Annotated in this window: 12 protein-coding genes; 4 read left to right on the top strand and 8 right to left on the bottom strand. The window is 49.3% G+C overall.

Annotated elements, in window-relative coordinates; genetic code table 11:
- The 8 genes from purH to WC259_RS05505 form a co-directional block, all read right to left on the bottom strand.
- On the bottom strand, positions 1-1,406 hold a 1,406-nt coding region (gene purH, locus WC259_RS05540), incomplete at its 3' end, for a bifunctional phosphoribosylaminoimidazolecarboxamide formyltransferase/IMP cyclohydrolase (protein ID WP_372643518.1).
- A gap of 28 nt (positions 1,407-1,434) precedes the next feature.
- The gene (locus WC259_RS05535; protein WP_015407924.1) at positions 1,435-2,055 is read right to left on the bottom strand and encodes a class I SAM-dependent methyltransferase; all 621 of its coding nucleotides are present in this window, start codon (positions 2,053-2,055) and stop codon (positions 1,435-1,437) included.
- Complete coding sequence (gene purM, locus WC259_RS05530; protein WP_303677721.1) at positions 2,052-3,116, bottom strand: phosphoribosylformylglycinamidine cyclo-ligase; 1,065 nt, start codon at positions 3,114-3,116, stop codon at positions 2,052-2,054. The genes WC259_RS05535 and purM overlap by 4 nt, the downstream gene beginning before the upstream one ends.
- Before the next feature lie 73 nt (positions 3,117-3,189).
- Positions 3,190-4,608: an amidophosphoribosyltransferase gene (purF, locus tag WC259_RS05525; protein ID WP_061977455.1), complete on the bottom strand. Its 1,419-nt coding sequence runs from the start codon at positions 4,606-4,608 to the stop codon at positions 3,190-3,192.
- Between the two features lie 85 nt (positions 4,609-4,693).
- Positions 4,694-5,350, bottom strand: coding sequence for a VTT domain-containing protein (locus WC259_RS05520; RefSeq protein ID WP_012034158.1), 657 nt, complete (start codon positions 5,348-5,350; stop codon positions 4,694-4,696).
- Between the two features lie 17 nt (positions 5,351-5,367).
- Positions 5,368-7,806, bottom strand: a complete 2,439-nt coding sequence (locus WC259_RS05515) for an ATP-dependent Clp protease ATP-binding subunit (RefSeq protein ID WP_011309771.1) — start codon at positions 7,804-7,806, stop codon at positions 5,368-5,370.
- Between the two features lie 4 nt (positions 7,807-7,810).
- A complete protein-coding gene (locus tag WC259_RS05510) occupies positions 7,811-8,116 on the bottom strand; it encodes a helix-turn-helix transcriptional regulator (RefSeq protein WP_011309770.1) in 306 nt (101 codons plus the stop codon).
- A gap of 12 nt (positions 8,117-8,128) precedes the next feature.
- A complete protein-coding gene (locus tag WC259_RS05505; protein ID WP_078409739.1) occupies positions 8,129-9,121 on the bottom strand; it encodes a DnaJ C-terminal domain-containing protein in 993 nt (330 codons plus the stop codon).
- 283 nt (positions 9,122-9,404) lie between these two features.
- On the opposite strand from WC259_RS05505, the gene WC259_RS05500 reads away from it, so the two are divergent.
- The 4 genes from WC259_RS05500 to WC259_RS05485 form a co-directional block, all read left to right on the top strand.
- On the top strand, positions 9,405-11,039 hold the full coding sequence (locus WC259_RS05500; protein ID WP_011309768.1) for a CTP synthase: 1,635 nt from the start codon (positions 9,405-9,407) through the stop codon (positions 11,037-11,039).
- A 38-nt stretch (positions 11,040-11,077) separates the two neighbouring features.
- Complete coding sequence (fsa, locus tag WC259_RS05495; RefSeq protein ID WP_034376259.1) at positions 11,078-11,728, top strand: fructose-6-phosphate aldolase; 651 nt, start codon at positions 11,078-11,080, stop codon at positions 11,726-11,728.
- 86 nt (positions 11,729-11,814) lie between these two features.
- Positions 11,815-13,089: a transcription termination factor Rho gene (rho, locus tag WC259_RS05490; protein ID WP_011309766.1), complete on the top strand. Its 1,275-nt coding sequence runs from the start codon at positions 11,815-11,817 to the stop codon at positions 13,087-13,089.
- A 274-nt stretch (positions 13,090-13,363) separates the two neighbouring features.
- Positions 13,364-13,948: WD40/YVTN/BNR-like repeat-containing protein (locus WC259_RS05485; protein ID WP_372643509.1), on the top strand; the 585-nt coding region annotated here is incomplete at its 3' end.

Raw genomic sequence — 13,948 nt, 5'->3', positions numbered from 1 at the left:
ACGCTGTCAGGGAAAGGGAACATGGCGTCAGAGGCCATGACACTACCCTTTGAAGCCTCACCGGCTTTGCTCTTGGCAATGTCTACACTGACTACCCTGTTGGGTTGTCCGGCTCCCATACCCAGCAGAACATTGTTCTTAGCCAGCACAATGGCGTTGGATTTGATATGCTTGACTGCCCGCCATGCAAATTTCAAATCTGACATTTCCTCAGGGGTGGGTTCGCGCTTGGTTACCACCTTGGTCTGGACGGCATTTTCCGCCAGTTCATCAGCGGCTTGTACCAGCAGCCCTCCCTTTACCCTGCGGTAATCCAGTGAACGGGTTTCGGCCTCATTATGTTTGGGAAGCTCGGCTATAAGTATGCGTAAATCCTTGCGGGTTTTAAGGAATTCCAGCGCCTCCGGCTCGTATTCGGGGGCAATAATAATTTCATAAAAGGTGCCTTTCATGGCTTCGGCCATGGACAGAGTCACCTTGCGGTTTGAGGCTACGATGCCCCCGTAAGCTGAAACAGGGTCTCCGGAAAAAGCTCTCTTGTAGGCTTCGGCTACGTCTTCGCGGCTGCACAGACCACAGGTATTGGTATGCTTGACTATGGCTACTGTGGCGGCCGAAAAATCAGTGGCGGCTCCCCAGGCGGCGTCGGCATCCAGGATATTGTTGAAGGAAAGCTGTTTGCCCCAGGCCTGTTGTGCCCAGGTAATGCCGGTGTTCTGCCCGTGCCCTACCCTGTTTTCAGCATAGAAAACTGCCGGCTGATGGGGATTTTCACCGTAACGCAGGTCATAGCGCTTGGAAAGGGCTATGGTCATATTCTCGGGGAAGCCCTCTTCTCCCTGCCAGAGATATTGGGAGATAGCGGTATCGTACATAGCTACATGCTGAAAGGCCTTCTGGGCCAGCTTCTTGCGTTCATCTAGGCTCAAAGTGCCGGTCTTGAGGTGTTCCAGAACATGGGGGTAATCCTGGGGGTCTACCACCACTGTCACGCTAGGGAAGTTTTTGGCAGAAGCCCGTATCATGGTCGGGCCGCCAATATCAATATTCTCCAGTGCATCGGTCAGGCTGACATCCGGACGCGACACAGTCTTGACAAAGGGATAGAGATTGACTACCACCATGTCAATGGGTTGGATATTGTATTTTTCCAGTTCGGCCATATGTTCGGGCAGGTCACGCCGGGCCAGTATGCCACCGTGTACCTTGGGGTGCAGGGTTTTAACCCGTCCGTCCAGTATTTCGGGTGAATCGGTCATGTCTGAAATACTGTGAACAGTTACATTTGCCTGCTGGAGTGATTTCTTGGTTCCGCCGGTGCTGTATATATCAAAACCCAGTTCTGACAAGCCCCTGGCGAATTCGATAAGACCGGTTTTATCTGAGACGCTTAGGATAGCCCTCATGACAATCCCTCCTTATGTTAAATAAATTTTATTTCTCACCTGAGGCCAGAAAAATATCTATGGCAATCTGCTCTTGGCAGGTGCAGCTTGATGCGGTACATTTCTGGTTCAAGGTTTCAACCCGGATATTTTGAAGACCGGCCTGTTCAAACCAACCCTTGACATCTTTCAGTTCAAACCCCGGCCAGCGGTCGTGATGCTCTTTTTGCATATTTGTATGGGTATGGAGGCAAAGGTCTGTTATGACCAGCCGTCCGCCCGGCAGAAGTATCCGGCTCATTTCATTTATCACCCCTGCCGGATCTTTGGCATGATGAAGAAACATATTGGCAAAGCTGTAATCTACGCTTTGGTTTTTTAAAGGGAGTGCGTTTCCATCTGCCTGCAGGCAGGAGACATTTCGCACCCCGAACTTGGACTTTATCTTTTCAAGCATGGCAGCTGACTGGTCAACGGCTATAACCCGGCAATTCTTTTGCAGCAGTCCTGTAGTCAGGTATCCTGTGCCTGCCCCTATATCAGCGGCTATGCTGTTCGGTTTTACATCTGCGGCTTCAAGGGCAGCTTCGCGTATCCGGTCTGAGAAAAAGCCCTGACGCATTTCATCCCAGTTGTCGGCTACCTGATTGAAGTAATCCCGGCTGCTCATTCAATTATCACTTGTGCTCCGCTCTGGCGGGCAATAATCTCCCCGATGGTTTTTGCTTCCGGCAGGTTTTTCATAATAAGCCCGGCCTCTTCAGTGCCGGCTATTATAACCATACCTATACCCATATTGAACACATGGAACATCTCTTCGCGGTCTATTCCACCGGTTTTTTGGATAAGCTGGAACAAGGGCGGTATTTCCCAGTTTTTAGTTTCAAAACGGGCGGACACATCTTCAGGCAGTGTCCTAGGGACATTATCCGTCAGGCCGCCGCCGGTTATGTGGGCTAACCCTTTTATGAGAAGGAGGTTGGGCTTTATTTCTTTTAGATAACTGCGGTGGGGTACCAGCATGGCTTCGCCTGCTGTTTGCCCGAGTTCAGGATAGTATTTGTCCAGTGATTCACGGCTTTCACCCAGAACTTTGCGTGCCAGAGAATAACCGTTGGTATGGAGTCCGTTTGAAGCCAGACCCAAAATTATATCTCCCGGTTTGATGCCCCGGTTGATAAGCATGTTTTCTTTTTCAACTACCCCGACAATAAATCCGGCCAAATCGTAATCTTCCCCGTGGTAAAGGCCGGGCATTTCGGCAGTTTCACCGCCGATAAGGGCACATCCCGCCTCTAGACAGGCGGTTGACAGTCCCTTGACAATCTCGGTTATCTTTCCCGGTGATAGCTTGCCCATGGCAATGTAATCAAGGAAAAAGATGGGTTCAGCCCCGGAGGTCAATATATCATTGACAGAGTGATTGACAATGTCAATGCCTATAGTATCGTGTTTATTCAGCACGCCGGCAATTTTCAGTTTGGTGCCTACGCCGTCACAGCTGGAAACCAGTACCGGGTTTTTGTAACCCTTGAATTCGTACATTCCGCCGAAAAATCCCGGACCTGCCAGCACTTGAGGCCCAAGAGTGGCTTTGGCGTATTGTTTGATGAGTTCTTTTGATTTTGAGGCGGAGTTTATATCCACTCCTGCCCCTGCATATGTATCTTTGATGTGGCCACCTCTCAAATCGTGGTAACTAAGATTATCAGAAATAGCTATCAACTGCAACGAATAAAACACCGCCGAAGGCGTTAAACTTCAAGCGGTATCAGGCGCGGGATAGCTCTTTTGGGGTGGAAAACTAGCTTTCGGGTGAAGGCATCTGGCAACAGTTGTGTCGTTGATTGCCAAGTGCGAATTTATCCATTTCCAGTTGAACTGGCAGGGCATATTCGCCGGTGAAACAGGCCAGACAGAAATTCTTCTCAGGCAGCCCCACGGCATTTATCAACCCGGGCAGGCTAAGATAGCCAAGTGAATCTGCTCCTATGTATTTTTGTATCTCAGGTATGCTCATTCTGGCGGCAATAAGTTCTGAACGGGTGGCCATATCTACCCCGAAGAAACATGGGTTGGTTATGGGGGGTGCGCATACCCGCATATGGACTTCTTTGGCGCCGGCTTTACGTAACAGGCGGATAACCTGTGGGGTGGTAGTTCCTCGGACTATGCTGTCATCTACCAGTACTACCCGCTTACCTTCCAGAACGCTCTTAAGGGGATTGAACTTTAGTTTCACGCCCAAATCACGCAGACGCTGGTCAGGCTGAATAAAGGTTCGCCCCATGTAGCGGTTTTTAATAAGGCCTTCGGCCGGAGGAATGCCTGAACCTACGGCATAGCCGATACCGGCAGCCGTGGCAGAGTCAGGTACGCCTATAACCAGGTCTGCATCTACCGGGTATTCTTTGGCCAGTTCTACCCCCATGGCTTGGCGGGCGGAATACAAAAGACGCCCGTCTATCAGGCTATCGGGGCGGGCAAAATAAATGAACTCAAATATACACAAAGCCCGTCTGGAGCTTTGCTGTTTAAAACTGGTTATGCCGTTTCCGTTTATAGCTACAATCTCGCCCGGCTCTATTTCACGCACGAAATCAGCTCCGATATGGTCAAGAGCACAGCTTTCAGAAGCGACTACATAACCGCCCTGAATTTTACCCAAGCACAGGGGACGGACACCCAGTGAGTCACGCATGGCAAATAGGGTGTCTTTGGTCATAAGGGTGCAGGAAAAAGCCCCTTTCAGGCGGTTCATGGCATAACGTATCCGTTTGACCCAGTCAGTTTCAATAGATGAAAGGATAAGCTGGCTGATTATTTCGGTATCAGTGGATGTCTTAAAGGTGTATCCCTGAGAGGTAAGTTCTGTATTCAAAGCTTCGGAATTTACGATGTTGCCATTATGGGCTATGGCTATAACATTATCTCCCTGCCCCATTACAAAGGGCTGGGCGTTAATCTGCTGGCTTGAACCGGTGGTGGAATAGCGGTTGTGGCCTATGGCAATATGGCCGTCCAGTTTTTTAAGTATATCTTCAGTGAAAATATGGGAAACCAGACCCATCTGGGAATGAAGCTTAAGCTCCTGTCCATCAGATGTAGATATGCCTGAACTTTCCTGCCCTCTGTGCTGCAAGGCAAACAGAGCGAAAAATGTGAGTCGGGCTACATCCTGACCGGGGGCAAATACACCGAAAACGCCGCAAGATTCATGCAAAATAGACAGCCTCTTTATATCTGAATGACAATTTTTTATTATACGCTAAGCTTTGGAACGGGTCAATTTAAGCTGCGATGCAAACCTATTCAAGGCCAAACAGGCGGGTCAGGCCGAAATAGCCGGCATAGCAGATGGCAGTGCATTTAATAAACTTGCCGGCCAGTGAAATCAGCATAAATTTGCGGATACCGAAATTTACTGCTCCGGCGGCCAGAGTCATGGGGTAGAAAAAAGGGTTGATAATAGCTGAAAGTATAAAAACCATAAGTGAACCCCGCCTTTCCATCAGCTTCAGCATTCTGCAGTACAAGCGGTTTAGTTTGCTGCCTGAATCTGATCCGGCCAGACTGGATTTACCTGAATAGCCGGTCATGTAAATGGAAAAGCCCCCCAGAGCTTCGGCTAAGCTGGCTACCACTCCGGCGAAGAGCGGCCCCAGTATCGGATCTCCCACCGGCGGCGGCAAGACCCCTCCCAGCGTAAACTGGACAGCCAGCATGGGTACCGGAACAATGGAAATGGAGCTACCCAGAAAACTGATGGCAAACATGCCTATATATCCATAGCCGGCCAAATCCTGAATAATATCCCGGCGGATGATGAGCCAAACCGAAAGGGCAATGCTGATTATAATAACCAGAACGCCGAGCCAAATTCCCCATTTTTTAAACCATGTACGGGTCTTTAGCTCGGCACCGGTTGCACATATTGATATTTCTTCTTCGGGCAGCTCTGCCATCTAAGGTCTTTCTGGTATCAGGCGGCCTTTTGGCTGAAACTCAGAGCTTCATCCGCCTTGTCCACCAGTATTGTAGCATTTTCACTAAACTCATTGCGAAGCAGCTTGCCCGCCAGCGGGCTTTCCACGTATCTTTCAATGGCTCTGCGAAGGGGTCTGGCACCGAAAGCCGGGTCATAACCCACCTTGGCCAGCCAGCCCTTAGCCTCGTCGGTCAGCTCCAGTTTGAGTTTGCGTTCCTCAAGACGTTTGGAAACGTCTTTTATCATGAAATCTACTATCTGGCGTATCTGTTCCTCTGCCAGCTCGTGGAAGACAATTATTTCATCTACCCGGTTGATGAACTCCGGGCGGAAGGTCTTTTTGACTTCGGTCATGACCTTGTCTTTCATGCGTTCATAGCTGTCATGGCGGGTTTTGGTGTCATCGGTTCTGACTGCGAAACCCAGAGCAGATTCGCGTTTTATGGTTTCTATGCCTGCGTTAGAGGTCATTATAATGACCGTATTTTTAAAGTCCACTGTTCTGCCCTGCCCGTCTGTCAGACGGCCGTCATCCAGTAGCTGGAGCAAGGAATTGTAGACATCTGGATGGGCTTTTTCAATTTCATCCAGCAGGATAACCCGATAAGGGCGGCGGCGAACCAATTCGGTTAGTTGCCCGCCTTCATCGTAGCCCACATATCCGGGAGGTGCCCCCACCAGACGGGATACGGTGTGCTTTTCCTGATATTCGGACATATCCAGCCTTACCATGGCGGTTTCATCGTCAAACAAAAACCAGGCCAGACTTCGGGCCAGTTCTGTTTTGCCCACCCCGGTCGGGCCTAAAAACAGGAAACTGCCTATAGGGCGGCGCGGGTCTTTGAGACCTGCCCTGCTGCGGCGGATAGCTTCGGCAACGGCTTTTACGGCTTCTTCCTGGTCTACCATCCGCTCGTGGATACGCTCTTCCATATTCAGCAGTTTGGAAGCCTCGCCTTCAAGCATCTGGCTGACAGGTATGCCGGTCATAGAGGAAACCAGCTCGGTTATCTGTTTGTCAGTTACTTCTTCGGCTATTTTCTCCTGTTTCAGCCATTCCTCACGGGCAGTGTTGAACTTTTCTTCCAAGCGTATTTTTTCAGCCTTGAGTTCAGCCGCTTTTTCATAATCCTGCAGTTGGGAGGCGGCTTCTTCCTCAATGCCTGCCTGACGGAATTCATTTTCCAGCTTCTTTACTTCCGGCGGGGCGCTTTCGCTATCCAGACGGAGTTTGCTTGCGGCTTCGTCAATAAGGTCTATAGCCTTATCGGGCAGTTGGCGTTCAGTTATGTAACGGCTGGACAGCCTGACGGCTGCCTCCAGAGCGGCGTCACTTATCTTCAGCTTGTGGTGGGTTTCGTACTTGGGTCTGATACCCTTTAGTATCTCAATAGTTTGTTCCACTGTAGGTTCTTCCACATATACCGGCTGGAAGCGGCGCTCCAGAGCGGTGTCTTTTTCAATATATTTGCGGTAGTCATCCAGAGTGGTAGCCCCAATAGTCTGGAGTTCACCCCTGGATAAGGCCGGCTTCAGCATGTTTGAGGCATCAATAGCCCCCTCGGCTGCCCCTGCCCCGACTACGGTATGGATTTCATCTATAAACAAAATAATTTCACCGGCAGATTGGCGCACTTCGTCCATTACGGCTTTGAGGCGTTCTTCAAACTCCCCCCGGAACTTGCTTCCGGCAACCAATGCACCCATATCCAGTGCCATTACCTTGCGGTCACGCAGGGATTCGGGTACGTCGTTATCCGCAATTTTTTGGGCAACCCCTTCGGCAATGGCAGTTTTGCCTACACCTGCTTCCCCCACTATCACAGGGTTGTTCTTGGTGCGGCGGGAGAGTATCTGCATAACCCGGCGGATTTCCTGATCACGGCCTATTACCGGGTCTATCTTGCCCTGTTTAGCCAGTTCGGTAAGGTCACGGCTGTATTTGGCCAGTGCCCTGTATTTGCTTTCGGCTCTGGCATCAGTCACCCGGTGTCCGCCCCTTATTTTCTGGAGGGCGGAATAGACTTTTTCCTGATCAATACCAAAATGCTTCAGGATGCGGGCAGATTCTCCCTGGGTATCTCCTGCTATAGCTACCAGCAGATGTTCCGTGCCTATGAATTCATCCCGCAGGCGGTCTGCTTCGTTGTTGGCGGTTTGCAGCAGGCTGATAATGCGGGGGGTGGGGTATATCTGAACATTGCCGCCTACTGCTTTAGGCGAACGTTTCAAAGCCTCTACCAGCTGTTTGGTTATTTCCTCGGAGCTTAGTTTCAGCTCTTTGATTATTTCACCCACCAGCCCTTTTTCCTGACGGACAAGAGCCAGCAGTACATGTTCAACATCCCATTGGCTGTGCTGATATTCCTGTACCAGCATCTGTGAAGCGCTGAGGGCTTCCTGGGCTTGTTCGGTAAATTTTTCCTGTCTCATGGGTTTACTCCTCTCTGAGTAGTTGTATTTCTTCCTTCAGGGCTTCATTTTCGGACATAAGCTCCTGAATACGATTACGCATATTTAGTATCACTTCCACCCCGGCCATATTTATGCCCAGCTCATCCAGCAGAGTCTTGGCCAGTTTCAGTCGTTCAATATCCTGCTCCGAGTATAACCTTATCCTGCCCTGTGAACGGAATGGCTTGATAATGCCCACCCGTTCGTAATAACGCAGGGTGTAGGTCTGCATGCCCAGTATTTCGGCGGCTACCGAGATTACATAACGTGGCTGATTGGTATTTTCCATGAGTATCTCCCTTTAACTGTCCGGCCGAAGCTGGCGCAGTTTTTCAAAAAGGTCTCTTTCGGTATCTGTAAGTTTTTCAGGCAGTACAATGCTGACTTTAGCCAGTAAATCTCCGCTTCCATCCTTCCCCAGATGGGGGATACCCTGTCCTTTAAGGCGGAAAGTGCGACCGTTCTGGGTTTCAGCCGGTATTTTAAGTGCCAGTTTGCCCTTGAGCGAGGGGATAAATATTTCTCCGCCCAGCATGGCGGTAGTCAGGTTTACCGGTACATTTACCGTAAGGTCATTGTCTTTGCGTTCAAACTTTTCATGGGGGCGAACATGGATGCGAAGGTACAGGTCACCCCTTTGTCCACCCGCCTGTCCATACCCGCCTTTGCCTGCCAGACGGATTTTGGAGTCAGTATTAACACCGGCCGGTATCTTGACTTCCAGCCTTTCAATCCCCGGATTTATACCCGTACCCTGACAGGTGGGGCAGACCTTTTTATCTTTTGCACCGCTGCCCCCGCAGGTTTCACAGGGTTTTTGCATCTGGAAACTTAGCAGACGGCTGGTACCGCTGGCGGCTTCCTCCAGCGAAATGTCTATGGGTTGTTCAATGCTTTGTCCAGGCTGGGGATGGCTTCGGCGTCTGCCGGTGCGTCCGCCCAGCATCTGGCTTAAGATATCTTCAAATCCGCCGCCTTCGGAACTGCCAAAGTTAAAGTCATATCCGCCAAAGGGACTGCCCTGGGTTTGCTGCTGGCTGGCGCGGGCTTTTTCATACTGCTCACCGTACTGCCACTGCTCCCCGTACTTGTCATACTTGGTCCGGTTTTCAGGGTTGCTCAATATTTCGTAAGCCTGATTTATCTTCTTGAAGGTTTCTTCAGACGCCTTGTCCCCCGGATTCAAGTCAGGGTGGTATTTGCGGGCAAGCTTACGGTATGCCTTTTTTATTTCGTCCGCACTGGCGGTTTTAGGGACGCCCAGCGTTTCGTATAAGTTTTTTTCATTAGCCATATCATTCCCCCCTTGGGAAATATCTGTTTAATATTATAATATGATGGTATAAATAGTGTCAATGGGGTATTATCAAAGTTAATAAACTGGTGTTAGTATAGTTTAAGGCATACTGCATTTCCATGTATATATGATGTTGACAAGCCTTCGGTACATCTTTATAATAAAACTCGATTTAATGAATCAGACTTCTGCTTTTTCCATGGGTTTCCAAATTTATGGCAAAGATTCAAGATTTGCCTTTCTATTTTACTCTCATCTTATCAAGTCTTAGCAGGTTATTATGTCAAAATTTATTTTTGTAACTGGCGGTGTGGTTAGTTCTGTAGGCAAAGGTATTACCGTTGCCTCATTGGGAAATATTCTCAAAAGTAGGGGCTTGAGTGTTTCGGTTCAGAAGCTTGACCCATATCTGAACGTAGACCCCGGTACCATGTCCCCCTACCAGCATGGCGAGGTTTTTGTAACCCAAGACGGGGCTGAAACCGACCTTGATCTGGGAAGTTATGAACGCTTTATAGATATCGAACTTACTGCTGATTCCACCGTTACCTCCGGGCAGGTGTATTCCGAGGTTATAAACAAAGAACGCCGGGGTGATTATCTGGGAGGTACCATACAGGTAGTGCCCCATGTTACTCAGGAGATAAAGGCCAGAATACAGCGTCTGGCAGACCGTTCCAAAGCTGATGTGGTGATAGTGGAAGTGGGCGGCACAGTCGGTGATATTGAAGGTCAGCCTTTCCTTGAGGCTATCCGCCAGATGCGGAATGATACCGGCCGGGATAATGTTCTGTATATTCATGTCACCCTGCTTCCTTATATACAGTCCACCCAGGAGCTTAAAACCAAGCCTACCCAGCATAGTGTTAACGAGCTTCGGCGGATAGGTATCCAGCCTGATATTATAGTCTGCCGGGCAGATTACCCTATATCAGAGGGTATCCGAGACAAGATTTCTTTGTTCTGTGACGTGGAACGCAAGGCAGTTATCTTTATGCCTACCGTTTCCACCATATATGAAGTTCCCCTTAAGCTCGAGTCCGAGGGTGTGGGGGATTTGCTGGTCAGCCGTCTTCACCTGAATGCTTCTCCGTCTGACCTCAGCGTCTGGCGCGGGTTGGTGGAAAAGATTAAAGAACCCACCCCGACAGTCAGGATAGCGCTGGTTGGCAAGTATGTGGAACTCAAAGATGCTTATTATTCAGTGCGTGAGTCTCTCTGTCATGCCGCCATTCATAACGGGCGGGATATCCAGATAGACTGGGTACATGCAGAAGATATTGAAAAGAATGGCCCTGAGGAATATTTGAAACATGTTCAGGGCATTATTATACCGGGCGGATTCGGCATCAGGGGTATTGAAGGCATGATAAGTGCCGTCAAGTATGCCCGTGAAAATGGCATACCCTATCTGGGGTTATGTCTGGGTATGCAGGTTATGGTGATTGAATTTGCCCGTTACGTGCTTGGCTCAGACAAAGCCCATTCTACCGAATTTGAACCTGATTCACCTTATCCGGTTATTGACCTCTTGCCGGAGCAGAGGGGAGTGGATTCCAAGGGCGGCACTATGCGTCTGGGGAATTATCCCTGTGTTATCCAGCCGGGTACCATGGCTGGGCAGGCATACGGGAATAACCTGATAAATGAACGTCATCGCCATCGTTTTGAGTTTAACAATGATTATCGTGATACCCTTTCCAAAGCCGGTATGTTATTTAGCGGGTTGTCTCCTGACGGTAAACTGGTAGAAATTTGTGAAGTTACCGGCCACCCCTTTATGATGGGTTCACAGTTTCACCCGGAATTTCTTTCCCGTCCCAACCGTCCCCATCCCTTGTTCCGGGAATTTATAAATGCTGCCAAAAAGGTTATACGTGATGGTGAACAGCCTTCTTTGCCTCTTTCGCCCTAAAAATACGGGCATGAATATAAATCGGTCCTGAGGTAGAAATGCGCATTTTTCTGGATACCGCCAATATTGAAGAAATTAAAAAAGGCCTGAAACTCGGGGTGGTGAGTGGTGTAACTACCAATCCCACACTGGTTGCCAAAGAAGGCATAAGTGATTATAAATCTGTAGTTCAGCAGATATGTGCTTTGCTGCCGGAGGGTGATGTTTCTGCCGAAATTACGGCTGAAGACCCTGCCGAAATGTTGAAACAGGCCCGTGAAATAGCCAAATGGGCACCCAATGTAGTGGTCAAGATACCTGCCACTACTGAAGGGTTGGAGATAATTTCCAAGCTAAGCAAAGAGGGTGTCCGTTTCAATATGACACTCTGTTTTTCGGTTAATCAAGCTTTGCTGGGGGCTTTGGCCGGGGCGGCCTTTGTCAGCCCGTTCGTGGGCAGGCTGGACGACGCCGGGCATGACGGCATGATGCTGATAAATGATATAGTTAATATATATAAGGAATACGGGTTTGAAACCCGGGTGATTGCCGCCAGTATCCGCCATCCGCTTCACTGCACTCAGGCGGCCCAAACCGGGGCAAGCATTGCCACTGTACCCTACAAGGTGCTTATGCAGATGATGAACCACCCGCTGACAGATTCGGGTGTTGCCCGTTTCATGGCTGACTGGAAAAGAGTCCAGAAGTAACACTGACGTTTGTTTATTAAAGGTGCTTCCTTTATATATAGAAACCAAAATACAAATAATTCGTTTTAGATAGGGGGTGAGACACAATGGAAATCGGACAATTTGAACTGAGTGAACTTGAAAAGAAGACTCGCGAAGAGCTTCTGGATATTGCCAAAGAAATGGGTATAAACGGGGTAACTGCCCTTAAAAAGCAGGACTTGGTGATGCGCCTTATTCAGGTTTATACCGAATCCCAGGGGAATGTATTTTGTTCGGGTATTCTGGAAATAATGCCGGACGGATACGGATTCCTTAGACAGGCATCTCTCCTGCCCAGCTCATCAGACATATATGTGTCTCAGTCCCAGATACGCCGTTTCGGACTTCGCACCGGTGATATGGTAATAGGCCAAGGGAGGCCGGCCAAGCCGGGTGAGAAATATTACAGCCTTTTGCGGGTGGAAGCTATCAATGACCTTAACCCCGAAATGGCCAAACGCCGCCCGAATTTCGGTGCCTTGGTTCCCACCTTTCCTGACCGCCTGATAAATCTGGAAACCACCCCCACCGAACTGGCCACCCGCCTCATAAACCTGATAGCCCCCATAGGCAGGGGACAGCGCGGTCTTATTGTTTCCCCGCCCAAGGCCGGCAAGACCACCATTTTGAAAAACATAGCTAATGCCACCGCTACCAATTATAACGATATACATATAATGGTAGTCCTTATAGGCGAACGCCCTGAAGAAGTAACCGATATGCGCCGCCACGTGCGGGGCGAGGTAATGGCCGCCACCTTTGACGAACCGGTAGAAAACCAGACCCGGGTAGCCGAACTGGCACTGGAACGGGCCAAGCGCATGGTAGAGAGCGGCAAAGACGTCTTTATCCTGCTGGACGGCATTACCCGCCTTACCCGTGCCTACAACTTGGCCATGCCCTCATCAGGCCGCACCCTTTCCGGCGGTATTGACCCGGTAGCCCTCCACCCCGCCAAGAAATTCTTCGGGGCAGCCCGCAATACCGAAGAAGGCGGCTCTCTTACCATCATCGCCACCTGTTTGGTGGAAACCGGCAGCCGCATGGATGACCTTATTTATGAAGAGTTCAAAGGCACCGGCAATATGGAACTTCATCTGGAACGCCGTTTGGCCGAACGCCGTGTATTCCCGGCTTTGGATATACCCCGCTCAAGCACCCGCCGTGAAGAGCTTCTGCTGGGTGACAACTACAAGCAGGTACAGCTCCTGCGGAGAATGGTAGCTATTATCGCTGATGACGCTAACCACTTTACAGAGGTTAACGAGCGCCTGCTGGACCGCCTGCGCCGCTCCAAGAACAATGCTGAATTTTTGGCTAACCTCCAGAAGGAAATGTAAGCTAAAAAGGATAAAAAAATATTTTCAAACGTAGAGGGTATCAAAACTATAGTATTTATTAGCCAAATTGGGGCAAAATACTAATAAAGTATTGACAGCCTGTGTTATTATATAAGATAGGTTAAACCATGAAAGGTGGTGGTGTAATTTGTATGCACCCGTAAGGGGAAGCGTCTTTGATTGATGCGAAATTGGACCACTCTTGGTCTTCATATATACATATATAATATGAAGACATTTGCATAAAATAATAAAAAAGGAAATTTATAGGTCGATGTTTAAGACAAAAATAAGTAAAGTACTGGGCGTAGTCCTGACTGCTGCCATGGTTCTGTCCATGTTCGCTGTCGCTACCCCCGTAGCTGCTGCCAACCAGGACTGGAGCAAGGTCTCCCTGCCCGGCTCCGGCGCAACTGGCGGCTATGTAGTCAGCGATGCCACTAACCGGTTTACCGAGATTGGTATACTGGTGTGGAACGCTGATAAAACTGCCGTTTATGCCACTGCTACATATGGTGGTAATGTTTGCATCTTCAAGTCAACCGATGCAGGCCGCACTTGGAAAAAACTCACCATTGCTACCACCGGTATAATTTATGACTTGGTGGCTTCTCCCGTTAATGCCAACGAATTGTACTATACCGATGGTACCGCTATTTATACCACTAAAGATGGCGGTACAACTTGGAACCAGCTCTCCAGTGTTTATCAATGGGCTATTGATAATGCCTGGGCCATTGCTCCTCTTACCGGTACCAACATTATAGTAACTCTTGATATCGGTTATGCCGGAGCCAATAAATACGACTGCGCAGGCACCGCCACTTTTGCTGGTCTGGATGTCAATAACGGCGTATTT

Source organism: Dehalococcoides sp. (genome assembly GCF_041654235.1).
GTDB lineage: Bacteria > Chloroflexota > Dehalococcoidia > Dehalococcoidales > Dehalococcoidaceae > Dehalococcoides > Dehalococcoides mccartyi_B.
Note: the sequence above shows the minus strand (reverse complement) of the source record. Positions and strands in the feature narration are given on the sequence as shown.